Source organism: Corallococcus macrosporus (genome assembly GCF_017302985.1).
Lineage (GTDB): Bacteria > Myxococcota > Myxococcia > Myxococcales > Myxococcaceae > Corallococcus > Corallococcus macrosporus_A.
In genome coordinates, this window is the sequence record NZ_JAFIMU010000006.1 from 487,973 (window position 1) to 511,711 (window position 23,739).

The window sequence follows — 23,739 nt, forward strand, 5'->3', positions numbered from 1 at the left end:
CCTGAAGGAGTGGCAATGCGGAAGAATCCGTCTTGGCTGGCCCTGGGCCTGCTCGCGCTCGCGCCGTCGGCGTACGCAGAGCGGGCTTGGTACGAGAAGCCGCAACCTGACGTCGCGGCGCCGGCCGCGTCGCTGCGCAAGTCCGTTGTGCAGGACGTCACGGACGACCTGCCCCACCGTCTGGGTGAGCAGCAGAAGGCCCTGAAGGCGCAGGCGCTGAAGGAGCGGCTGGAAGGCCGCGGTCAGCCCGGCAAGGTGCAGAAGCTGGCGAACGGCAAGTTCGTGGAGCTCGAGCTGGAGCGCACGGACCGCATCTTCGTGATCCTGGTGGAGTACGGCACGCAGATCCACCCGGTGTTCGGCAATCCCACCACCAACCCCGGCGGCAACATCCCGGGCCCGCTGCACAACGAGATTCCGGCCCCGGACCGGTCGGTGGACAACACCACCATCTGGCAGCCGGACTACGACCGCGCGCACTTCGAGAAGCTCTACTTCGACACGACGCCGGGCGCGGACTCGGTGGCGAACTTCTACAAGGCCGCGTCGTCCGGCCGCTACACCGTGTCCGGCGCGGTGTCCGAGTGGGTGAAGGTGCCGTACAACGCCGCCCGCTACGGCAACAACCTGTGCGGCAGCTCCAGCTGCTCCAACTCCGTGTGGCCGCTCATCAGCGACGCCATCAAGGCGTGGACCAACGCGCAGCTGGCCGCCGGCAAGACGCCCGCGGAGATCAAGGCGTACCTGGACACGTTCGACACGTGGGACCGGTATGACTACGACGGCGACGGCAACTTCGACGAGCCGGACGGCTACATCGACCACTTCCAGATCGTCCACGCCGGCATGGGCGAGGAAGTCGGCGGCGGCGCGCAGGGCCCCAACGCCGTGTGGAGCCACCGCTGGTTCGCGTACAGCACGGGCCTGGGCCCGGACGGCATCGGCCCCGCGTACAACCAGAACGGCGGCACGCGCTTCGGCACGGGCGTGGACAAGTGGGTGGGTGACTACACCATCCAGCCGGAGAACGGCGGACTCGGCGTGTTCGCGCACGAGTACGGCCACGACCTGGGCCTGCCGGATCACTACGACACGACGAACGCGGCGGACAACGGGACGGGCTTCTGGACCATCATGTCGTCCGGCTCGTACCTGAACGACGGCACCACGGACATCGGCAGCCGTCCGGGTGACTTCTTCGCCTGGGACAAGCTGCAGCTGGGCTGGCTGGACTACGCCACCACGTCGGCGGGTCTGTACTCGTACCACAAGCTGGGCCCCGCGGAGTTCACGTCGCAGAACGCGAAGCAGGCGCTGCTGGTGAAGCTGCCCGGCAAGCCCATCGTGCAGCCCACGACCGCGCCGTTCGAGGGTCAGGGCATGTGGCAGGGCGGCCAGGGCAACAACCTGGACCGCGTGCTGGAGAAGACGGTCAAGCTGCCGAACAAGACGCCCATCACCTTCTCCTTCCAGACGTGGTTCGACATCGAGGAGGACTGGGACTACGCCTACGTCGCCATCTCCGTGGACGGTGGCCCGTTCGTCAACCTGCCCAGCCCCGTGAGCCGTGACACGAACCCCTGGGGCAACAACCTGGGCAACGGCATCACCGGCACGTCCAACGGCTGGATGCCGCTGTCGTTCGACCTGTCCTCCTACGCGGGCAAGAAGGTCACGCTGAAGCTGCGCTACAAGACGGACGGCGCGGAGTTCGGCAAGGGCTTCCTGGTGGACTTCGTGCAGCTGTTCGCGAAGAACACCTACGTCTTCGGTGACGACGGCGAGTGGGGCCACAAGTGGTGGGACAAGTCGACGTTCTTCGTGACGGACGGCACCACCACCCTCTACGACCACTACTACCTGGCCGAGTGGCGTCAGTTCCGCGGCTACGACGAGACGCTGGCCACGGGCCCGTACAACTACGGCTTCAGCGCGGACGGCCTCTTCGACTGGGCGGAGCGCTACTCGTACAACCCCGGCCTGCTCGTGACGTACTGGGACACCTCCCAGGCCAACAACAACGTGTCGCAGCACCCGGGCGCTGGCCGCATCCTGCCCATCGACTCGCGTCCGCAGCCCCTGCAGCGCAGCGACGGCCGCTACTGGTCCGGCCGCGTGCAGACGCATGACGCGACGTTCGGCCTGGACCCCAGCTTCCCGCTGTCGCTCAAGCCCAATGGCTTCCCGCGCAACGAGTACCCCTCGCAGCCCGCGGTGCCGGTGTTCAACGACACGAACGAGTTCTGGTACGCCACCCAGCCGTACGCCGGCGTGAAGGTCCCGAAGACGGGCACCATCATCGAGGTGCTGTCCACGAACAAGACCGACACCGTGATGCAGGTCCAGGTGCGTCCGGTCGAGTAGGCGCCTGAGCATCAGCTCCACGCTGTAGACAGAGGCCGGTCCCGCTTCGCCGCGGGGCCGGCCTTTCTCTGTCCGGGGACAGGTGCCGCCGGGCCTGTAGGATGGGCCCGCTCGTGAATGCTCCGTCCGCTCCGCCCCTCGCATCCCGCCCCTGGTTCGTTCCGGGGATGCTCGGACTCTTGTGCCTGCTTCACGTCGTCCTGGGGCTGACCCTGCTGCCGGAGTGGATGTTCGGGAAGTATCCGGACAGCGCCCGCATGCTGAGCCGGGGGACGCTGTCCGCCGAGCAGGGCGCGGACTTCAGCCCGCTCTACCTGCTGCTCAACGGGGTGCTCGCGCCCGGGCCCCTGCGCGTCGTCCAGAGCCTGGCGGGCGCGGTGGGGCTGTGGGCCGTGTACGTGCTGGGCTCGCGCGCGGTGTCGCGCGCGGCGGGGCTGCTGGCGGCGGGGCTGCTGGCGGTGACGGTGCCGGTGCTGCTGTACGAAGCCACGCTGGAGCCGGACCTGCTGGTGATGGTGTTCAACCTGGCGGCGCTGGCGCTGCTGGCCGCGGCGAGCCCGGGCTTCCGGACGCCTTCCGTGGTGGGCGCGGGCGTGCTGCTGGGGCTGTCCGGGGCGACGCGGCCCACGGGGCTGTTCATCCTGGGGCTCGCGGCGCTGTGGATGGTGCGCGAGGCGTGGGGGCAGCCCGGACGGCGGTGGCTGGCGCCGGGAGTCCTTTTGGCCGTGGGCTTCGTGGCCTCCGCGCTGCCGACGCTCGCGGTGCGCGCGAAGGTGGGCTCGCAGGTGGGAGCGACGATGAGCGCGGGCGCGGTGCTGCACATGGGCAACCGGCCGGAGGGCACGGGCCTGGGCGCGCAGCCCCCCACGCTGGTGAAGCAGTACGAGGCGCAGCTGCGCTCCGTCGACCGCCCGGACTATGCCCACCACCTCTACCGGGAGTTCGCGCGCGCGGACACCGGCCGCGCCCTGTCCCCGGCGGACGCGGAGCTGTTCTGGGTGAAGAAGACGCTGGCCTTCGCGGCGTGGGAGCCCGGCACGTTCCTGGGGCTCATGGGCCGCAAGCTCGCGTTCTTCCTCTTCGGTCCGGACGGGCACGACCTCGTGGAGGTCCGTCGCGCGGAGGCGCGCCTGTCGGCGTGGCCGCTGGTGAGCGCGCAGGCGCTGGGGCTGATGGGGCTGGCAGGGCTGATCATCGCGCTGCTCCACCGTGCGAGGGTGGGCTGGGGCGTGCTGTACCTGTTCGCCAGCTCCGTGCTCGCGCTGGGGTTCTACGTGGTGAGCCGCTATCGCGTGGCCGCGCTGCCGGCGTGGGCCCTGTTCGCCGGGGTGGGACTGGCGGCGGCGTTCCAGGCGCGACGGCGGCCACGGGCGCTGGCGCTGTACGCGGGGCTGACGGCGGCGGTCTTCACGCTGCCGGTGCTGTTTCCCTTCGTGCGGGACGTGCAGCGGCTGTTCGAGCGCGGGGAGACGAACGCGGCGGACGCATCCGCGATGGCCTCCGCGCTGACGGCGGGGCGCTACGACGAGGCCACGCGCGCGTTCGAGCGGCTCCAGGCGGCGCAGCCCTTCACCGCGCTGCTGCGTCCGCTTCGCGGCGTGCCGTTCGAGTCTCCAGAGGTGGCGGCGCGCTCGGCGGCGCTGTCGCTCCAGCGGTTCGGCGCGGACACGCCCATGGACCTCTTCTTCATGGCGGAGCTGGCGCGGCGCGCGGGGCACTGCGAGCAGGCGCTGCCCGCGGCGGAGGCCGCGGCGGAGGCGGGGTTCCGGAGCGTGCTCTACGACACCTCGCTGGATCCCCTGCTGGTGTCCGCCCGGTGCAGGCTGGCCGGAGGTGAGCGGCAACAGTCCCTGGCGGATGCGGCGGAGTCGCTGAAGCGGCGCGGCGGCACGCTGGACGCGCTGGCCTTCGCCGTCGCGGGCGCGGAGGCGCTGGGAGACCCTCGCCGCGAAGCTTGGGATGAGGAGCTGTTCGCGCTGCACGACTCGCTGGATGCGCGGCATGCGCGGGCCTCCGAGCGGCTGGCATGGGGCAACGCGGCGGGCGCGCTGTCGGACGCCACGGAGGTGCTCAAGCTCTTCCCGGACCTGGCGCCCACGGAGTCCCTGCGCGCCCGGGCCCTGGCCGCGCTGGGACGGAACGCGGAGGCACTGCGGTCCTATACGGCCGCGCTCCAGCGCACGCCGACGGCGGCCTTCCCCACCGCGCCCATGGAGGCGGCGGTGGCGGCGCGGCTCGCGGAGGCGCCGGAGGACTGGCGGGTGGTGGCGATCGCCGCGGAGCACCACCTGCGCGCGGGGCGGCTGGAGCTGGCCCGCGAGCTGTACGCGCGGGCCTCGGCGCTCTCACCGACGGACGCGGGGCTGGCGCGAATCGTCCGGGAGCTGACGGCGGCGACCCCGTCCGGCATCGCGGTGCCACCGCCCCCGGGTGTCACGGCCTCGCCCTGAGCGCGGAGCCCCACGACCTGTCCGACAGTCGGACAGGTTCGCGAGGTGCGAATCCGGACACCCGGCCCACGCTCGCGCATGACGTCCTCACCGAGGGCGCTACGGTGCCCTCATGGCCGAGTGCCCTGTAGGCGGTCCCGCCTCCCCTTCCCCTCCTCCTGAACCGCCCTCCGACGTCGCGCGCACCGTGGCGCTGGAGCGCGAGGATCCGCTCTCCGTGCTCAACCAGGCCTTCCGCGACGCGTACGCCGCGCGCCGTGAGGCGGTGCTGTCCCGCATGGGCCCCGTCATCGCGCAGATCGACGACGTGCTCATCCTGCGCAAGGGCGGCCAGCGCTTCGAGTCCCCCGCGCGTACGCGCCGCTATCACGAGTACAAGGCCGTCACCCACGTCCCCCTCGCGCTCCACGTCCTGCTCGCCAGCCAGCAGGATGCGCTCGACGACGACACCCGCACGCGCCTCACCGTGATGCGCGGCCTCATCCACGCGTCCGCCACGAGCCTGGACTCCCGTGGCCTTCCGGCCGAAGCGCTGGCGCGGCAGCACCGGATGCTCGACGCGTCGCTCGCGCTCGTGGACTCCGTGCTGGCCGCGAACCGCGTCACGCAGGCGCAGCTCTCCACGTTCATCCACGCCCAGGTGCCGGACCTCATGAAGAACGCGGAGGACTCGGCGAGGGATCAGATTGAAACGATGCACACGTCGGTCGAGGCCTGGAAGCGCCAGATGACGGAGGAGGAGCGCGGCCAGCTGCGCGCGGTGGTGGCCGCCTCGCACATGTCGCGGCCCGGCAACGTGGCGGCGCAGTACTTCTCCATCACGCTGGGGGACACCTGGGAGGGGCGCTTCCACGAGGAGGACCCGCAGCCCGGCAAGCGCGTCCTCTCCTCGGAGGCGACGTTCGACGAGCCCGCGGCGTTCGCGCTGCTCGCGACGCACGTGCTGGACGCGCGCACGTCGCGCGGCATCTTTGGCGAGGAGACGCGCATGGCCCGGGACCTGCTCGCGGACGCGGCCGAGCGCATCCTCGCGGACATGTTCCAGACGTCGCCCGAGCCGCCCGGCACCGGCACACCGTAGGGCGGCTCAGGAGCGCGTGAGCGGCAGCTCCACCTCGAACGTCGCGCCCTCGCCCAGGCGGCTGTCCACGGACACGCTGCCGCCCTCGGCCTCCACGATGGTGCGGGTGAGGTACAGCCCCAGTCCCAGCCCGCCGTAGTGCCGCTCGGACACCGCGCGGCCGTAGCGCTCGAAGAGGCGGGGCCGCTGCTCCGGGGAGATGCCAATGCCCCCGTCGCGCACGGTGATCCGCGCCAGGGACCCGTCCACCACGAGCCTCACGGATACCGGCGTGCCGGCGCCGTACTTGAGGGCGTTGTCCAGCAGGTGATCCAGCACCTGCGCCAGCCGGGCCCGGTCGAAGTTGCCGTGCACCGGCACTGGAGCGTCCACGCGGAAGTCGCAGTGCTCCAGGGCGAACCGGGGCGCGAACCGCGCGGCCGCCTCGCGCACCACCTCCGCGACGTCCACGTCCTCGCGCTGGAGGCGGAAGGTGCCGGCGCTGATGCGCGACACGTCCAGCAGGTCGTTCATCAGCTCCGTGAGCCGGCGGACCTGGCGGTGCCCCGTCTCCACGTGCGCCTCGATGACGGGCGCGAGCGGCGAGTCCGGGTGCGCCTTCACCGCGCGCGACAGCGCCTGGAGCTTCAGGCTCAGCGGCGTCAGCGGCGTCTTCAATTCATGGCTCGCGACGGACAGGAACTCGTCTCGCAGGCGGATGGCGTCACGCGCGCCCTGGAGCAGCCGCGCGTTGTCCACCGCGAGCGCGGCCAGGTTCGCCAGCTCCTGCGCGAACTGGAGGTCGTCGTTGCCATAGCGGCGGCCGGAAGTCGTGACCAGGAAGGTCAGCGCCCCCAGGATGTGGCCCCGGGCCAGCAGCGGCACCGTGAGCAGGGACCGGATGCCCACCGTGCGCATGGCCTCCAGGTGGTTGGGGTCCTGCGCCACGGCCTCCATCAGCGCGTCCGTGACCTCCGGCACGACGGTGGACCGGCCGGTGGCCAGCGCCACCGCGGGAGGATAGACGGGCCGCTCCCGGGGCACCGGCGGCAGCCGCTGCACCGCGGCCGCGAGCGACGCCAGGGCCGGATCCGCCGACACCACCTGGACGCGCTCGAAGTGGCCGTCCGAGTGCAGCACGTCCACGATGCACCAGTCCGCGAGCGTCCCCACCGACAGGTTCGCCAGCGACGCGAGCGTGGCGGCCGGATCCAGCGACGACGAGAACAGCTCGCTGGCCCGCGCGAGGAACGCGGCGCGCTCCTCGCCCAGGGCCTGCGCCTGGATGTCGATGCAGGTGCCCACCCACTCGTGCACGGTGTCATCCGGTCCCAGCACCGGCATGCCCCGGGCGAGCATCCACACATAGGTGCCGTCCGCGCGCCGCAGCCGGTAGCGCGTGGAGAACAGCTGCCGTCCCGCCTTGGCCGCCTCCCACGCCGCCAGCGCCCGTTCCCGGTCGTCCGGGTGCAGGGACTGGAGCCAGCCCCGGTTGCGCAGCGCTTCCTGCGGCTGTCCGGTGAAGGCCGTCCACGAGGGAGAGATGGGCGACCGCGCGTCGCCCAGGCGGTCCGTCCAGATCACGGTCGCCGCGGTCTCGAGCAACCGGCGGAGCCGTTCAGCCTCCTGGCGAAGCTGGGAGACCTCCTCTCGCAGCGCGGCCTCCGCGCCAGTGGCGGGAACGGAGGGAGCGCCGGGTTCGACGAAAGGAGCCGTCATCGTCGGGTCTCAGTACACGTTGTACTTGGCCCGGAGTGCCTCGTGCTCCTGCGCGTTGCGGGACGGGTGCAGGACCTTCTGCGCGTCGTGCAGGTAGTACCAGAAGTCACTCTTCACCGGCCGCAGCGCGGCGACGAGCGAGTCCACCGTGGGCGCGCCAATGGGGCCCGGCGGCAGGCCCGCGCGGGTGCGCGAGTTCCACGGATCCGAGTTGTCCCGCAGCCGCTTGAGGAACGCCTTGCGGTCGTTCCACTCCGCGAGCTCGTAGCGGCTGGTCGCGTCCACGCCCAGCGGGAAGCCCTTGTCCACGCGCTTCCAGAGGATGCCCGCGACGAGCGCGCGCTGGGACGGCACCGGCTCCTCGCGCTCCAGCATGGAGGCCATCACGACGATGTCGTGCAGCGACCGGCCGCTCTTGGCGATCTCCTCCTGGTGCGCGTCGTAGAAGCGCGCGCGGAAGGTGTCGATCTGCCGCTGGATGAACGCCTCCACCTTGAAGTTCTCCGCGACGATGCCGTAGGTCTCCGGGTAGAGGTACCCCTCCAGGCTGCGCGTGGGCAGCGGGAACGGCGCGGTATAGCGGTCCGTGCGGGTGGCCGCGGCGATGTACTCGCCCGGCTTGATGAGGCCCTGGGCCGCGAGCACCTGGTCGGTGTCGCGCAGGCGCCAGCCTTCAATCATCGCGAAGGGCACGTCCTCCGGCAGCGGCGGCCCTTCCAGCGCGGTGGCCAGCTCCGCCACGGACGCGGTGGGGCTCAGCATGAAGCGGCCGGCCTTCACGTTGAGGCTGCCCCGGCGCCACAGGTGGAAGCGCCAGACCGTCGGGTCATCCAGGAAGCCCTGGGCCTGGAGCTGCTGGCCCAGCGAGCGCGCGGACGCGCCCTTCTTCACGATGAACTCCTTGGGCGCCGGGTCCGCCGCGGCGTGCGGCGCGGTGGTGGCGTTCTGGAAGTGCATGAACGCTCCGCCCACACCCGCGACCGCCAGGACGATGAGCACGAGGAGCGCGACCAGGATCTTCTTCATGGGGCCCCAACCTATCAAAGGCCCTGACGCTTCCAACGAGAACCACCTGTCTCGCGACCGGGCAGGCGGACGCAAGCGCCCCCTTCTCAACACCCACCGATGAGGGGGCCCCTTCCTGCGGGCGTCGTCTAGGATGGCAGCCTTGTTCGTCGATCCCCGCCGGCTCGAAACCTTCCGTGTCGTCGCAACGACCGGGCAGATCTCCGCGGCCTCGCGTCAGCTCCACCTGTCGCAGCCCGCCGTGACGGCGCAGATCCGCCAGTTGGAAGCGGACTGCGGTCAGCCGCTGCTCGTGCGCACCGCCCGGGGCGTGCGGTTGAACGCGGCGGGGCGCGTGCTCCTCGACTACGCCCAGCGCATCCACGGCTTGCTGGACGAGGCGGCGCTCGCCATCGCGGCGGAGGAGACGCTCACGGGCGAGCTGGCGTTGGCGGCCAGCACCACCATCGCCAGCGCCATCGTGCCCGGCCTGCTGGCGTCGTTCCTGCGCACCCATCCGGAGCTCCAGGTCCGTCTGGAAGTGGGCAATACGCGCGAGGTGCTGACGTGGCTCGCGGAGGGCCGGGTGCCGCTGGGGCTGGTGGAGGGGCACGCGCGGGCGCCGGGCATCCGGCTGGAGCGCTACCTCGACGACGAGCTGGTGCCGGTCGTCGCGTCGCGGGGGCCGGCGGAGTGGCTGCGGATCCGCACGATGGACGCGCTGCGGGAGGTGCCGCTGCTCTGGCGGGAGCAGGGCTCCGGCACCCGCGCCGTGCTGGACCGGGCCCTGCGCAAGGCGGGCGTGCGCAAGGGGCCCCAGCGCGGCGACCTCCAGTTGGGCAGCACGGAGGCCATCAAGCGGGCCGTGTCCCTGGGCCTGGGCGTGGCGCTGTTGTCCCGCTGGAGCATCGACGGCGAGCTGTCCCTGGGCCGCTTCCAGGTGCTGCCCGTGCCCGGGCTGCGCATCCCGCGCGCGTTCTCCTGGGCCCTGCCCGTGGACGAACCATCCGGAGCCGCGGGCCGCTTCCTGCGCCATGCGCGCGCCGCGCCGCCCCTGCTGCTGCCCTGAAGCCTCGCGTCGCGCCCCGCCGTGGCCTGAGCGCACGGTTCAGCCGACCCAGCCCAGGCGCAGCGCGCCCAGGCACAGCCCCGCCATGAGCAGCCACAGCACCACCGCCTGCGCGAGCGGCCGGAGCCCCACGGCGCGCAGCGTGTCGCGCGTCAGCCCCGCGCCCAGCAGGAACAGCGTCACGACGAGCACCTGCCGCGCGACGGCGGCCACGCCCTGCCCCACCGGCTGGAGCGCCGGGAACACCGTCACCACCGCGGCCGCGCCCAGGAACCCGGCGATGAACCACGGCCGGCGCACCTTGCCTGCCACCGCGCCGCCGCCGCGCCGGTGCCAGGCGGCCAGCCCCACCGTCAGCGGGAGGATCCACAGGGCCCGCGCCAGCTTCACGGGCGTGGCCACCGCCAGGGCCTCGGGGCCGTAGCGCAGCGCCGCGCCCACCACGGAGCTGGTGTCGTGGATGGCCATCGCGCACCACAGCCCGAACTGGTGCGGCGTCAGCCCCACCGCGTGGCCCACGACGGGGAAGACGAACAGCGCCACCGCGTTGAGCAGGAACACCGTGCCCAGCGCCACGGACGTCTCGTGCTCCTGGGGCCGCAGCACCGGCACCACCGCCGCGATGGCGCTCCCGCCGCAGATGGCCGTCCCCACGCTGATGAGCAGCCCCGTCACGCGGGGGACACGCAGCAGCCGGGCGAGCCCCACGCCCAGCACGAGGCACAGCGCGATGCCCACCACCGTGTAGCCCAGCCCCTCGCGCCCCGCGGCGAGGACGGTGCCCAGGTCCATGCCCGCTCCCAGCCCCACCACCGCCAGGGACAACAACCGGGGCGTCAGCTTGCGCGTCGTCGCGGTGAACGGGTTGCCCACCGTCATCGCGACGCCCAGCCCCGCGAGCAGGGCCACGCCCGTGGAGACAGCAGGGAGCAGACAGACCGCCGCGCCCAGCGGCACGAGGACGTGACCGGGCGTCAAGGCTCGGGACCGGGCGGCGGGAACCAGCGGCGGCGTTTCCATGCGCCACCAGATGCGCCTGGCGGCCTCCGGACACCAGATGGCAGAAGCGATGCGCCATCAGCTTTCTGGATGGCTCGCGGCGATGTGCAGGGACAGCTCGCTCGGCGTGAGGATTTCACAGCCGTCGCGGGTGACCAGCACGGTGTGCTCGAACTGGGCGGACAGGCTGCCGTCCGCGGTCACCACGGTCCACCCGTCCGGCATCATCCAGATGTCCGGGCGCCCCAGGTTCACCATGGGCTCGATGGTGATGACCATCCCCGACTTCAGCGTGATGCCCGTGCCGGCCTTCCCCACGTGCGGCACGTGCGGCTCCCCGTGCATCTGCCGGCCGATGCCGTGGCCCCCGAACTCCTCCACGATGCTGCACCCCTCCGCCTTCGCCAGCGCCATCACCGCCGCGCCGATGTCGCCCAGCCGCGCGCCGTGCCGCACCACCGACACGCCCACGTCCCGGCACCGCCGCGCCACGTCCACGACGTGCCTCGCGTCGGCGGACACCTCGCCAATCATGAACGTGGCGGACGTATCGCCGTGGAAGCCGTCCAGGTGCGTCGTCACGTCCACGTTGAGGATGTCCCCGGGCTTGAGCACCTCATCCGCGCGCGGGATGCCATGGCACACCACCTGGTTGCGGCTGGTGCACACCGTGGAGGGAAAGCCCTTGTAGCCCAGCTGGCTGGGAGTGCCGCCCCGCCGCGCCGTGTCCTCGCGAACCCACGCGTCGATGTCCGCCGTCGTCACGCCCGGCTTGAGCCGGGACCCCACGTGCTCCAGCGTGCCCGCCGCCGCGCGGCCCGCGAGCCGCAGCCGTTCCACTTCACTGCCCTTGAAGAGAGGGATGCCCATGCCGGGCAAGGTGGCACCCGCCCTTCCGGAACGTCCAATGCTGTTCTGGCATGACGGCGGCGCGTGCACGGCGCGCACGTCCCGCGCTAACCTCCGCGCGCGTGAGCATCACGCACCTCCAGTCCTTCGTCGCGGTGGCGGAAGAGGGCCACGTGGGCCGGGCCGCGCTCCGGCTGCACATCACCCAGCCGCCGCTCAGCCGTCACATCCTCGCCCTGGAGGATGAGCTGGGCACGCCCCTCTTCGAGCGCGTCCCCAAGGGCATGCGCCTCTTGCCCACCGGCGAGGCCCTGCTCCAGCACGCGCGCCGCATCCTCGAGGAGGTGGAGGTCGCCGCTCGCACCGTGCGCGAGGCGGCGGGAGCCTCCAGGCCGCCGCCCGCCTGACGCCCCCGCCTACGACCAGGCGGCCATGCCGCCAATGCGGCGCAGCATCAGGATGGGGCCGTCGTCCATGCGCCGGCCGCGCAGGTCGATCTCACAATCGATGACCCAGTCCCCATGGCCCTCGGGGTCCATGATGCGCTGCTGGGCCTCCCACTGGCGCGTGCCCGTCTCCTTGAGCTGGGTGTTCGCCGGCTTGCGTGCCTGGGGCGTGAGCACCACCAGCTTGTGCTCCTCGAAGTACGGCGCCATGGCCAGCTCCAGCTTCGGCGCGGTCCACTCGCCCAGCGCGTTGTCCAGCATCCCCAGTGCGTCCAGGAAGCGGCGCTGGCCCAGCGCGCGCAGCAGCCGGTGCAGCTCCTCGCGCACGCGCGCGGCGAAGGCCTTGGGGTCCTCCGTGAGCTCCTTGGGCTTCAAGTCCACCACCGGCTTCACTTCGACGGGGGCCTCCGGGTTGCGCATCCGCTCCCACTCGTCCAGGAGGCTGGAGTCCACCTGCCGCAGCGTCGCGCGCAGGTGGTCGATGATGTCGTCCAGGTCCTCGTTGCGGAACTTCTCCGGCACCGTCTGCACCAGTGACTTGTAGACGTCACCCACGTAGCGCAGCAGCACGCCCTCGCTGCGCTGCAGGCCGTACTCCCGCACGTAGTCGTGGAAGGACATGAAGCGCTCGAACATGTCCCGGACGATGGACTTGGGCCGGATGTTCTCCTCGCCCACCCACGGGTGCTTCTTCGCGAAGGCGTTGAAGGTGCCGTAGACGAACTCGCGGTTGGGCTTGGGCCACTCCAGCTTCTCCAGCTCCTCCATGCGGTCGTCGTACTCCACGCCCCGCGCCTTCATCTCCTGGATCTTCTCCCCCTTGAGCTGGTGCAGCTGCGCGTACAGCACCACGTCCGGGTTCTCCAGGATGGACTCCACCAGCGTGACGACGTCCAGCGCGTACGTCTCCAGCGTGGGATCCAAGAGCTCCAGCGTCTCGTGCAGGTACAGCGACAGCGTGTGGTTGAGGCTGAAGTCGCGCTGCAGGTCCTCCGAAACCTCCACCGTCGCGGAGTGCTTCTCCCACTGGACGACCTTGACGATGCCCGCGTCGCGCAGCGTGCGGAAGTACATCGCCGCGTCCTTGAGCAGCTTCTTCTTCGTGTAGTCCGAAGAATGCGAGCGCATCACCAACTGCACCAGCCGCTTGTAGCCGCCGCTGCCCTCCGTCTTGTCGCTCTGGAGCAGGTTGAGCAACAGGCCGTGGCTCACGTCGAAGCGCGACTCCAGCGGCTCCGGCAGCCCGTTCTGGAGCCGCTCGAAGGTGCTCTTGTCGTACTGCACGAAGCCCTTCTGCGGCGGCTTCGCCTTGGGCGACTTCTTCTTGCCCGCGGCCTCCTTCGCCGCCTGGCGGATGTTCTCGATCATGTACTCCGGGGCCTGCGCCACCACGCTGCCCTCGGTGTCGAAGCCCTTGCGGCCCGCGCGGCCGGCGATCTGCTTGAAGTCGCGCACGCTCAGCGTGGCCAGCTTCTCGCCGTTGAACTTGAAGAGCTGCGTGAAGAGCACCGTGCGGATGGGGATGTTCACGCCCACGCCCAGCGTGTCCGTGCCGCTGATGACCTTGAGCAGGCCCTGCTGCGCCAGCTTCTCCACCAGCAGGCGGTACTTGGGCAAAAGGCCCGCGTGGTGCATGCCGATGCCGTGGCGCAGGAAGCGCTGGAAGTCCTTGCCGTAGGGCGTGTCGAAGGGGGCGTCCAGCAGCGCCTGGCGGATCTCCTCCTTCTCTTCCTTCGTGTTGAAGTCCACGGACATCAGGTTCTGCGCCTGCTCGGCGGCGGCCCGCTGCGTGAAGTTCACCAGGTAGACGGGGTACTTCCCGCGCGCGATGAGGTCCTGGATGGTCTCGTGCAGCGGTACCTCGCGGTAGTCGAAGTCCAGCGGCACGGGGCGCTCGGAGCTTCGCACCGTGGCCACCTCGCGGCCGGTGAGCTTCTCCAGGCTCTGCTCGATGACGTGCGTGTCGCCCAGCGTGGCGGACATCAGGAGGAACTGCGTCTTCGGCAGCGCCAGCAGGGGAATCTGCCAGGCCACCCCGCGCTCCTTGTCGGAGTAGTAGTGGAACTCGTCCATCACCACCGCGTCCACGCGCGCGGAGGCGTCACGCAGCGCCAGGTTCGACAGGATCTCCGCCGTGCAGCAGAGGATGGGCGCCTCGCGGTTGATGGACGCGTCGCCCGTGAGCATGCCCACGTTCTCCGGGCCGAACGCCTTGGAGAGCGCGAAGAACTTCTCGTTCACCAGCGCCTTGATGGGGCACGTGTAGAACGACACCTTGCCCTCGGCCATGGCCTTGAAGTGGAGCGCCATGGCGACCAGCGACTTGCCGGAGCCGGTGGGCGTCTTGAGGAACAGGTGCTTGTCGCTCAAGAGCTCCAGGATGGCCTCCTCCTGGGCGGAGTACAGGGAGAGCCCGTTCGTGGCCACGTAGCCCACGAAGCGGTTGAGGATCTCATCGGCGTCGAGACGGGGCTCGCCGGGTTTGGGCAGCAGGGCGGCGAGCGGGGCGCGGGTGTCGGCGGAGGCACTCATCGCCCCCGACTCTAGGGGGTGCCGCCCGGTCCCCGGGAAAAATCACGCGTCCCCCGCCCCTCCCGGCGCCCGGACAGGTCCCCTGGCTGCCCGGCCTGTGCACCCGGGCACAGTGGCAACGGCTGAAGCGCGCATGGCCCCGGGCGTGGCCCCTCCCCATCCTGCCCCCGCGACATTCACGGGGGGTTGAGACATGCGGACAGCGAAATTCTGGGTGGGGACGGTGCTGGCGGGCGCGCTGGCGCTGGGCTACGGGTGCGGAAGCGACGCGAACAAGGATCCGGCGCCGCAGGACGCGCCCCAGCAGCAGGTCCCGGACGCGGGCAGCGACGCGGGCGTGGTGCTCACGCTCACCGACGCGCAGATCGCACGCGTCCTGCAGGTGGCCAACGAGGGCGAGGTGATGCTCGGCCAGTACGCAGCGCCCATCGCCACGGATCCGAGCATCCGCGCGTTCAATGAGCAGATGGTGACGGAGCACACCGCCGTCAAACAACGGCTGGACGCGCTGCTCGCCACCGAGGGCATCGTCCCCGAGGACAGCGCGCTGAGCCTCCAGCTGCAGACGGAGGTCCAGCAGATCATGCTCGTCCTCCAGGGGCCGAACGCCCCCACGGGCGCCGCGCTGGACCTGGCGCTGATCAGCGCCCAGCTCAACGCGCATGCGCGCACGGCCTTCATCGGCGACAGCCTGCTGACACCGCAGGCCGCCAACACGGCCCTGAAGCAGGAGCTGGAGAACGAGCGGCAGGCGGTGCAGATGCACATCGACGCTGCGACGGACCTCCAGTCCGGCCTGGTGATGCCGCCCGCCATGCCTTGAGACTTGAAGCGGCTCGGGTTCTCAAAACGTGAGAACCCGAGCCCGCTGAAACGACCCGTGGGGGAGGATTCGACCCGGGTGCTTTCCAATCGTGTCGGCCCGGTTTAGTAGGAAATCGGACCGCCGATGCAAAAGCCCACCGAACCGACCTCCGCGCAGTCCGAGCCGTTGACGACGGGAAGGATCCTGCGCGCCACGTATGAGATTGGCACCGTGCTGGGCAAGGGCGGCATGGGCGCGGTGTTCCTCGCGCGCCACCTGCGGCTGCCGGGCAAGCAGGTCGCCATCAAGGTGCTGCACGGCGCGGAGGCGCTGTCGGAAGAAGTCGCGGTGCGCTTCCGGCGCGAGGCGGAGATCGCCTCCCGGCTGGGGCACCCGAACATCGTGGAGGTGCTGGACTTCGACACCCTGGAGGACGGCACGCCCTTCATGGTGATGGAGTACCTGCGCGGCGAAGGCCTGTCGCGCCGGCTGCGCAAGCAGAAGCAGCTGCCGCTGGAGGAGGTCTTCTCCATCGCGCGGCAGATGGGCGCGGCGTTGCAGGCGGCGCACCGCGCGGGCGTGGTGCACCGCGACCTGAAGCCGGGCAACGTGTTCCTCGTGCCCACGGAGGCCGGCGGCGTCGTGGGCGAGCGCGTGAAGCTGCTCGACTTCGGCATCTCCAAGCTCGTGGACGCGCGCACGGTGATGACGCTGGACTCCGTGCTGATGGGCACGCCGCAGTACATGGCCCCCGAGCAGGCCATGGGCCAGAACAGCAACGTGGACGCGCGCACGGACCTCTTCGCGTTCGGCTGCATCGTCTACGAGATGCTCGCGGGCCGGCCGCCCTACTCCGGCGACAACGTCGCGGAGCTCATCTATCAAATCGTCCACCTGGAACCGCCGCCGCTGCTGACGCTTGCGCCGGGCACGCCGCCGAACGTGGTGGCCGCCATCTCCCGCGCGATGGCGAAGAAGCCGGAGGACCGCTACCCGGACGTGGGCTCCTTCATCCTGGAGCTGACGGGCAGCCCGCTCCAGACGCTCGCGGAAGCGAAGCCGGAGCAGCGCTCGCGCCCCACCGCGCCCACGGCCCCGACTCCCGTGTCGCGTCCGGTGGACCGGGAGGAGCACATCCCCACGGTGGGCATGCGCCCCCACGCCGGCCACGACGCGTCCCCCGCCGGGCCCCAGACCGCGTCCCTGCCCGCGCAGCCCCTGGCCCGTCCCCGCCCGAAGTGGCCGGTGGCCGTGGCGGTGGGCCTGGCCGTCATCATCGCGTTCGCCGTCGCCTTCTTCTGGAAGGGCGCGGGCACGACGACCCCGCCCACCCCCGTCGCGGTGAATCCGCCGGCGCCCACGGCCCCCGTCGCGGCCGTGGTGACGCAGCCCGTGGATCAGAAGCCGCCCGTGGAGCCCCCCGCGGATCCGGTCGCACCGCCGCCGCAGCAGCAGACGGCGCCCGAGGAGAAGCGGCCGCTCGTGGAGCCGGAGGATCCGCCCACGGTGGCGACCCGGACCAAGGGGCCGCGCGGTGGCGGCGCGACCGAGTCCATGCCGGACAGCGTGCGCGAGGACCTGGCGTCCGCGCAGAAGGCGCTGGACGCGTCGAACACGTCGGAAGCGCTGCGTCACATCCGGCGCAGCCAGCGCACGAAGATCACCGGCCTGTCCTTCGCGCTGCTCACCCGCGTGTACTGCCAGCAGCACGACCTGGCGAACGCGCGAGCACAATGGACCCGGGTCCCGGCAACGGAACGTCCAAGGGTCCGACAATACTGTTCGCAGTACGATATCGACCTCTAGGGTCGTCCGGGCGCGCGGAAGCTCCAGAGCGGGGGCGCGCCCGCAATTCAAGGAGTCGTCGTGAGAGTCCTACTGGCAGTGGGGGTCGTGGCGCTGTCCCTGGGGTGTTCCCGGGGCGTGCGTCCCGACAGCGCCGTGGCGGGCACGAAGCCCGCCACCGGCAAGGTGTATTCCAACGAGGCGGGCGAGCGCGTCACCCTCATCGGGCTGGAGCCCGGTGATTCGAAGAAGGCGCTGGTGATGTTCGAGGGCACGAAGAGCGAGCTGGATGGCCAGGTGCTCGTCGCTTCGGTGGACCAGGAGCGGCGCAAGACGGAGTACTGGACGCCGTGGCGCGGCCGCAAGCAGCGCTTCGTCTCCGTGGAGGACCGGGGCGGCTACGAGGACCTCATCTTCAGCGACGTGAACCACACGGGCTACACGCACCTGAAGCCGGACACGGCGAAGACGGGCGCGCTGAAGGTGGAGAAGGTCTTCGAGCGCTACCAGGACCTGGAAGGCGACAAGAAGTACCAGTCGATGCTCGCGTTCGACCGCAAGTTCTGGGCGAACCAGGCGGAGGTGCAGCTCGCGGAGGCGGCCGCGGAGACGAACAAGGCGTGCGGCTCCAAGCTGACGCCCACCGTGGCCTGGGACTCCGTCACGGACGCGCAGATCAACGACATCTCCTTCGGCAGCTACTGCGTGGGCCCGCTGGAGTCGCTCCAGAAGCTGTGTGAGCGCTCCGACGAGGCCAAGCGCGCCGTCCAGCAGAAGCTCCAGGCGGTGGAGTGCCGCATGGACGCGCAGGCCGCGCTGAAGCTGGAGGCCCAGAAGGTCATCTGGTCCGTGACCGAGCGGGACACGGTCCAGCCGGACGCCGCCACCTCCTTCTTCACCGACAACCTCTAGAACGAAAGCCCACCGACATGACGCTTCGACACATGGTCATCGCCCTGGGGCTCGTCCTGGCCCCGCAAGCCGCGCTCGCGCTGGATCCCCCCTGGGGCAAGGAGCAGAAGCTCCGTGAGCGCATGGTGCTGGAGTCCGCCAGGGTCTGCGCGGACGGCAAGGGCCACTACACGGTCATCGTCCCGCACACGCCGGAGCACGACGGCGAGCTGTACTACGGGGACGGCAAGACGTTCACGCAGGTCGCTCCCGTGGGCTACCCCGACAGCAGGGAGGGGATGTTCTTCGAGCCCCGCTTCTTCAACCCCAAGGCCAACGACAACTTCCGCGGCATGGACTACCGCGTCGTCTCCTATCTGCGGCTCAGCGAGGACGCCAAGACGTGCACGCTCAGCTGCGGGGAGAAGAGCCTGCCCCAGCAGCCGGTGCCCGCGGATCAGGCGAAGGAGCTGCTGCGCAAGGCCGCCTACCAGCCCAGCCCGGTGAAGTTCCAGCCGTACGCGCTGCTGCGCGACGACAAGGGCACGTACTACCTGGTGGAGCGCGGCATCGGCGCGGACAACAAGAGCTTCCGCATCTTCACGGGCCAGCGCGGCCAGGTGAAGCAGCAGAAGATGCTCAACGTCGTCACCGACTCGCAGGGGGAGATCTTCTCCACGCAGGGCGGCGACCTGCGCCTCGTGGTGGACCGCGAGGAGCCGTCGTTCTGGGTGGTGAAGAGCAAGCGCCAGAAGCTGCGCGCGGTGCCGGTGGGTGAGAACCTGCCGTTCATCTACAACGAGCTGGGCGTCTACACGGGCGCGCGGCTGGGCACGCCCTGCGACGACGTGTAGTGCCGTGAGGCCGTGATGGCCCCGGGCACGGTCAGCCGTTGAGCACCTTCACGGCCTTCACCATGTCCGGGGCCAGCTCCTCGTGCTCCACGAGGGTGAACCCCAGCTTCTTGCTGACGGCCTGCATGCCGCGGTTGCGCGCGAGGATGTCCGCGACGATGCGGCGCAGGCCCCAGTCCCGGCCGATGTCCACCAGCCGCCGCAACAGCTCCGTGCCCAGGCCCAGCCGCTGCGCCGTGTCGCTCACGGTGATGGCGAACTCCGCGTCCTTCGTGCCGCGCAGGCGCGTGAGCCGGCCCACCGCCAGGATTTCTCCCCCGCCCTTCCCGTCCGGTGACGGCCGCTCCGCGACGAGCGCCATCTCCCGCGCGTAGTCGTTGAAGCAGATGCGCGCCAGGCGCTCGTGGGCCACGCGCTGGCTGAGCTTCATCAGGCCCGCGTAGCGCATGAACACCGTCTGTTCGGACAGGGCCTGATGGAAGCGGCCCATGGCGGGCTCGTCCTCCGGGCGGATGGGACGCACGAGGAGCTGCTCGCCGTTCTTCAGCGTGAGCACCTGCGCGTACTGGTGCGGGTACGGCTCGATGGCGAGCTTCGGCAGGGCCGAGGCCGGGACGTCCGGCGGGTGCAGCACCACGCGCGCGTCCAGCGCGATGATGCGCTCCGCGGAGACGAGCAGCGGGTTGATGTCCAGCTCGCGGATGAAGGGCTGCTCCACCACCAACTGGCTGAAGCGCACCATCAAGCGCTCCAGCGCGCCCAGGTCCACGGGCGCCCGGCCGCGCACGCCCTTGAGCGCGTGGTGGATGCGCGTGCGCTCCATCATCCGGCGCGCCAGCGTGGTGTTGAGGGGCGGCAGGCCCAGGGCCCGGTCCTGCATCACCTCCACCAGCGTGCCGCCCGCGCCGAAGAGCAGCACCGGGCCGAACTGCGCGTCCAGGCTGCTGCCGACAATCAGCTCGTAGCCGTCCAGCTTCACCATGGGCTGCACGGTGACGCCGTCGAACCCGTCCTGGAGCCCCCGCTCCGCCATCGCGTCGCGGATGGCGCGGAACGCCTCGCGCACGCGCTGCTCGTCGCGCAGGTCCAGGCGCACGCCGCCCACGTCCGTCTTGTGCGTCACCGTGAGCGAGTGCAGCTTGAGCACCACGGGGAAGCCCAGCGTGTGCGCCTTCGCCACCGCCTCGTCCTCGGAGGTGGCGAGCCACGTCTCCACGGTGGGGATGCCGTAGGCGGCCAGGAGGCGCTTGGACTCGTACTCGGACAGCAGGGTGCGGCCGGAGGCGCGGGCCTCGTCCACCAGGGCGCGCGCCACGTCGCGGCCGCCGCCGGTGGGCTCCTCCGCCAGCGTGGGCGTCTCATAGAGCCCGGCGATGTTGTCCGAGTAGCGCCACATGTAGTTGAAGACGCGGGCCGCGGTGTCCGGGTAGCCGAAGGTCGGGATGCCCGCGTCGTTGAGGATGCGCTCGCCCGCGGCGACCTCGGAACCGCCCATCCAGCTCGCGAGCACGGGCTTGCCGGGCAGCTTCGCGTAGCCCTTGAGGCGGTCCGCCGTCTTGGTGGGCTCCGTCATGTCCTGCGGCGTGAGGATGACGAGCAGGCCGTCGCTGTTGGGGTCCGCGCCGGTCGTCTCCAGCGCCTTCGCGTAGCGCTCCGCGTCCGCGTCTCCCAGGATGTCCACCGGGTTGGCGTGGCTCCACGGCGGCGGCAGGAAGCCGTCCAGTTGCTTCCGGGTGTCGTCGGACAGCACGGCCAGCTCGCCGCCACCGGACACGAGCGCATCCGTGGCGAGCACGGCGGGGCCGCCCGCGTTGGTGAGCAGCGTGAGCCTGCGGCCGGAGGGCCGGGGCTCGCGGGCCAGCACCTCCGCCATGTGGAAGAGGTCCTCGATGGAGTCCACGCGCAGCACGCCCGCGCGGCGGAAGGCGGCGGAGAGCACCTCGTCGCTGCCGGCGAGCGTGCCGGTGTGCGACGCGGCGGCCTGCGCGGCCTGCGCGGTGCGGCCGGCCTTGATGACGATGATGGGCTTGGTGAGGGCCACCTCGCGCGCGGCGGACAGGAAGGCGCGCGCGTCACCGATGGACTCCATGTACAGCAGGATGGAGCGCGTCATCGGATCATCCGCGAGGAAGTCGATGAGGTCCCCCCAGCCCACGTCCAGCATGGAGCCCACGGACACGAAGGCGCTGAAGCCCACGGCCTCGCGCAGGCTCCAGTCCAGGATGGACGTGAGCAGCGCGCCGGACTGGCTGATGAAGGCCACGTTGCCGGGGCGGGCCATGCCCTTGGCGAAGGTGGCGTTGAAGCCGCCCGTGGGGCGCATCACGCCCAGGCAGTTGGGGCCGATGATGCGCAGGTTCGCGGCCTGCGCGATGCGCAAGACCTCCTGCTCCAGCTTCACGCCCTCCGGCCCCGTCTCCTTGAAGCCCGCGGAGATGATGATGGCGCCCTTGACGCCCATCTCCGCGCACTCACGGATGATGGCCGGCACGGACTTCGCGGGGGTGACGATGACGGCCAGGTCCACGGGCTCCGGCAGCGCGCGCAGCGAAGGCCACGCCTTGATGCCGAGCACGTTGGGGCGCTGCGGGTTGACGGGATAGACGGTGCCGCCGAACGGGCTGCTGATGAGGTTCCACAGGACGGTGCGGCCCACGCTGCCGGGGCGCTCGCTCGCCCCCACCACCGCGACGCTGCGCGGGGAGAAGAGGACCTCCAGCGGCTGACGCGTGCGCTGGTGGAGCAGGTCGATGGAGGGGTCCGTCCGGGCCGGGGGCGTGGTGGGGCGCTGCTCGTCCATGGTGCGCTCGTGTTCGGTGGGTGGCCGTACCGGCGTCAATCTCCGGTCGGCCCCCATCGTGCACCAGTCGGGAGGAAGAGGACGGGGCGTCGCACGCTCCCCTGTCCGTTTTCCAGCGGCACCCTACGACGCGCGCGCCCGCTCCACCGCCGGCTTGAGCACGGTGCTGGCGAACTCCGCCAGCGTGGTGGGCGTGGTCGTCTCCTTCGAGCGCGGCTCGGCCGCGACCATGCGCCCGTCCAGGACGGCGCCGTACATCTCCACGTAGACGTCCGCCATCCACGAGGGCATGCCCGCGCCCGTCATGCCGTTGCGCACGTCCTCCAGCCCCACCCGCACGTACTTCACGGGCTGGCCCAGCACCTGGGTCAGGACGCTGGCGATCTCCGGATAGGTGACGTCCTTGGGCCCGTGCACGCCCACGTAGCGGTGGCCCGTCCACGAGGTGTCCGTGAGGTACTCGAAGGCCTTCGCCGCGATGTCCGCCGTCGCGACCATGGGGAAGGCCTGCGTCTCCCCGTTCACGCTGAAGAGCGCGCCCGTCTTCGTCAGCCCCTGCACGTCGCGCAGCAGGTTCTCCATGAAGAAGCCCGCGCGCAGGCTGACGACGTTGGGGGCCGCCGCCTGGAAGGCCTCTTCAATGGGCTTCAGCGCGGCCACCGGCCCCGTGCCCGGCCCGGTCTGCGCGCCGATGCTGGAGATGAGCACCACGCGCTTCACGCCGTGCGCCTTCACGCGCTCGGCGGCCATCCGGCCCGTGGCCGTGGCCCACTGCACGAAGTCCGGACGGGCCGCGGGCGGAGCCAGCCAGAACAGCGCCTCCGCGCCCGGGAGGGCCGCGTCCAGCGTGGCCTGCTCGTCGATGGAGCCCTGCACCACCTTGGCGCCCAGCTTCACCAGGTCCGCCACCTTCTCCGGCGTGCGGGAGATGACCGTGACCTTGCGGCCGGCCTTCAAGAGCTTCTCCACGAGGGGACGACCGATGTTGCCGTTCGGGGTGTTGATGACGATGGACATGGGGTGCCTCCAGCGACTTCGGGATGGCGCAACAGTGCCCCCGCGCCCGCCATGAGGCCACTGCATGCTATGCATGTGCCCATGCACCGCGCGCATGAAACCTCCACCGAGGAGGTGGACCTCTCCGGCATCAACCTCAACCTGATGGTGGCGCTGGACGCGCTGCTCCAGGAGGCGCACGTCACCCGCGCCGCGGCCCGCGTGGGCCTCACCCAGTCCGCGATGAGCCACGCGCTCGCCCAGCTGCGGGAGCTCTTGGGTGACGCGCTCCTCATCCGGGGCCGGGGCGGCATGGTGCTGACGCCGCGCGCGGAGCAGCTCGTGGCGCCGCTGCGGCGGGGGCTGGCGGAGCTGCGGCGGGCGCTGAGGCACGAGCCCCCCTTCGAGCCCGCCACCGCGTCCCGCCGCTTCACCGTGGCCACGCGCGACTACTTCGGGACCGTGCTGCTGCCGGGCGCGCTGGAGCTGCTGGGCCGTGAAGCCCCCGGCGTGGACCTCATCGTGCAGCACGTGGACAACCACACGTACCCCGCGCTCATGGAGACGGGCGGCGTGGACCTGACCGTCGTCACGCCGCCGGTGGAGACCGGGGCGGGGCTTCGCCAGAAGAAGCTGCTCACCGAGGACTTCGTCTGCGTGGTGCGCAGGGACCACCCCACCGTGCGCCGCACGCTGGACCTGGACACCTACCTGAAGCTGTCCCACATCCTCATCAGCCCCCGTGGCGACGGCTTTGGCGCGGTGGACGCCGTCCTCGCGAAGCGCGGTCTGCCCCCGCGCCGCATCGCCCTGCGGGTGCCCTACTTCCTCATCGCCCCGCTGGCGGTGTCGCGCTCGGATTACGTCCTCACCGCGCCCCGCCGCCTCATCGCCGCGTTCAGCGATGCATATGCACTCCAGGTGTTCCCCCCGCCCATCCCGGTGCCGTCCTTCGACATCATCCAGGTCTGGCACGAGCGCTTCGACGGCGACCCCGCGCACCAGTGGCTGCGCGGACTGGTGCAACGGGCCGTGAACGCGGGGTCTGAAAACACCCGGAGTTCACGAAGGGTGCGGCGCGCGCCAGCTTCCTGACACTCGGGGGGCGCGACACT

17 protein-coding genes are annotated in these 23,739 nt (G+C 71.0%); 10 read left to right on the forward strand and 7 right to left on the reverse strand.

Translation table 11 applies throughout. The features are described 5' to 3' along the window. Positions 1 to 15: 15 nt before the first annotated feature. The 3 genes from JYK02_RS11755 (at position 16) to JYK02_RS11765 (ending at position 5,895) form a co-directional block, all read left to right on the forward strand. The gene (locus tag JYK02_RS11755) at positions 16 to 2,364 is read left to right on the forward strand and encodes an immune inhibitor A domain-containing protein (RefSeq protein ID WP_207051015.1); all 2,349 of its coding nucleotides are present in this window, start codon (positions 16 to 18) and stop codon (positions 2,362 to 2,364) included. 179 nt (positions 2,365 to 2,543) lie between these two features. Next, positions 2,544 to 4,814: a glycosyltransferase family 39 protein gene (locus JYK02_RS11760; protein ID WP_207051016.1), complete on the forward strand. Its 2,271-nt coding sequence runs from the start codon at positions 2,544 to 2,546 to the stop codon at positions 4,812 to 4,814. A gap of 112 nt (positions 4,815 to 4,926) precedes the next feature. Continuing rightward, entirely contained in the window at positions 4,927 to 5,895 is a 969-nt protein-coding gene (locus tag JYK02_RS11765) for a hypothetical protein (RefSeq protein ID WP_207051017.1), read from the forward strand. Between the two features lie 6 nt (positions 5,896 to 5,901). Here JYK02_RS11765 and JYK02_RS11770 read toward each other — a convergent pair whose 3' ends face one another. Beyond that, positions 5,902 to 7,593 (reverse strand): ATP-binding protein, encoded by a 1,692-nt coding sequence (locus JYK02_RS11770; protein WP_207051018.1) that lies wholly within the window; start codon positions 7,591 to 7,593, stop codon positions 5,902 to 5,904. 9 nt (positions 7,594 to 7,602) lie between these two features. Then, positions 7,603 to 8,619, reverse strand: coding sequence for an endolytic transglycosylase MltG (gene mltG, locus JYK02_RS11775; protein WP_207051019.1), 1,017 nt, complete (start codon positions 8,617 to 8,619; stop codon positions 7,603 to 7,605). A gap of 133 nt (positions 8,620 to 8,752) precedes the next feature. On the opposite strand from mltG, the gene JYK02_RS11780 reads away from it, so the two are divergent. Beyond that, positions 8,753 to 9,667, forward strand: coding sequence for a LysR family transcriptional regulator (locus JYK02_RS11780; protein WP_207051020.1), 915 nt, complete (start codon positions 8,753 to 8,755; stop codon positions 9,665 to 9,667). A 39-nt stretch (positions 9,668 to 9,706) separates the two neighbouring features. On the opposite strand, the gene JYK02_RS11785 is transcribed toward JYK02_RS11780, so the two are convergent. Both JYK02_RS11785 and map read right to left on the reverse strand, forming a co-directional pair. Then, complete coding sequence (locus tag JYK02_RS11785; protein ID WP_242588658.1) at positions 9,707 to 10,645, reverse strand: YeiH family protein; 939 nt, start codon at positions 10,643 to 10,645, stop codon at positions 9,707 to 9,709. Between the two features lie 99 nt (positions 10,646 to 10,744). Next, positions 10,745 to 11,536: a type I methionyl aminopeptidase gene (gene map / locus JYK02_RS11790; RefSeq protein WP_207051021.1), complete on the reverse strand. Its 792-nt coding sequence runs from the start codon at positions 11,534 to 11,536 to the stop codon at positions 10,745 to 10,747. Positions 11,537 to 11,637: 101 nt separating this feature from the next. Here map and JYK02_RS11795 point away from each other — a divergent pair, with 101 nt between their 5' ends. Continuing rightward, positions 11,638 to 11,922 carry a LysR family transcriptional regulator gene (locus JYK02_RS11795; protein WP_207051022.1) on the forward strand — a complete coding sequence of 95 codons (285 nt, stop codon included), beginning with the start codon at positions 11,638 to 11,640 and terminating at the stop codon, positions 11,920 to 11,922. Positions 11,923 to 11,931: 9 nt separating this feature from the next. On the opposite strand, the gene JYK02_RS11800 is transcribed toward JYK02_RS11795, so the two are convergent. After that, a complete protein-coding gene (locus JYK02_RS11800) occupies positions 11,932 to 14,493 on the reverse strand; it encodes a DEAD/DEAH box helicase (protein ID WP_207051023.1) in 2,562 nt (853 codons plus the stop codon). A gap of 193 nt (positions 14,494 to 14,686) precedes the next feature. Here JYK02_RS11800 and JYK02_RS11805 point away from each other — a divergent pair, with 193 nt between their 5' ends. The 4 genes from JYK02_RS11805 (at position 14,687) to JYK02_RS11825 (ending at position 18,828) form a co-directional block, all read left to right on the forward strand. Further along, positions 14,687 to 15,316: a DUF4142 domain-containing protein gene (locus tag JYK02_RS11805; protein ID WP_207051024.1), complete on the forward strand. Its 630-nt coding sequence runs from the start codon at positions 14,687 to 14,689 to the stop codon at positions 15,314 to 15,316. 126 nt (positions 15,317 to 15,442) lie between these two features. Then, complete coding sequence (locus JYK02_RS11810) at positions 15,443 to 17,104, forward strand: serine/threonine-protein kinase (protein ID WP_242588659.1); 1,662 nt, start codon at positions 15,443 to 15,445, stop codon at positions 17,102 to 17,104. A 60-nt stretch (positions 17,105 to 17,164) separates the two neighbouring features. Continuing rightward, positions 17,165 to 17,995, forward strand: coding sequence for a hypothetical protein (locus JYK02_RS11820; RefSeq protein ID WP_207051026.1), 831 nt, complete (start codon positions 17,165 to 17,167; stop codon positions 17,993 to 17,995). Positions 17,996 to 18,012: 17 nt separating this feature from the next. After that, entirely contained in the window at positions 18,013 to 18,828 is an 816-nt protein-coding gene (locus JYK02_RS11825; protein WP_242588660.1) for a hypothetical protein, read from the forward strand. A 31-nt stretch (positions 18,829 to 18,859) separates the two neighbouring features. On the opposite strand, the gene JYK02_RS11830 is transcribed toward JYK02_RS11825, so the two are convergent. Both JYK02_RS11830 and JYK02_RS11835 read right to left on the reverse strand, forming a co-directional pair. Beyond that, positions 18,860 to 21,628: a bifunctional acetate--CoA ligase family protein/GNAT family N-acetyltransferase gene (locus tag JYK02_RS11830; RefSeq protein ID WP_207051027.1), complete on the reverse strand. Its 2,769-nt coding sequence runs from the start codon at positions 21,626 to 21,628 to the stop codon at positions 18,860 to 18,862. A gap of 123 nt (positions 21,629 to 21,751) precedes the next feature. Then, positions 21,752 to 22,645 carry an NmrA family NAD(P)-binding protein gene (locus tag JYK02_RS11835; RefSeq protein WP_207051028.1) on the reverse strand — a complete coding sequence of 298 codons (894 nt, stop codon included), beginning with the start codon at positions 22,643 to 22,645 and terminating at the stop codon, positions 21,752 to 21,754. 81 nt (positions 22,646 to 22,726) lie between these two features. On the opposite strand from JYK02_RS11835, the gene JYK02_RS11840 reads away from it, so the two are divergent. Beyond that, the gene (locus tag JYK02_RS11840) at positions 22,727 to 23,719 is read left to right on the forward strand and encodes a LysR family transcriptional regulator (RefSeq protein ID WP_242588661.1); all 993 of its coding nucleotides are present in this window, start codon (positions 22,727 to 22,729) and stop codon (positions 23,717 to 23,719) included. The last annotated feature ends 20 nt before the right edge of the window (positions 23,720 to 23,739 follow it).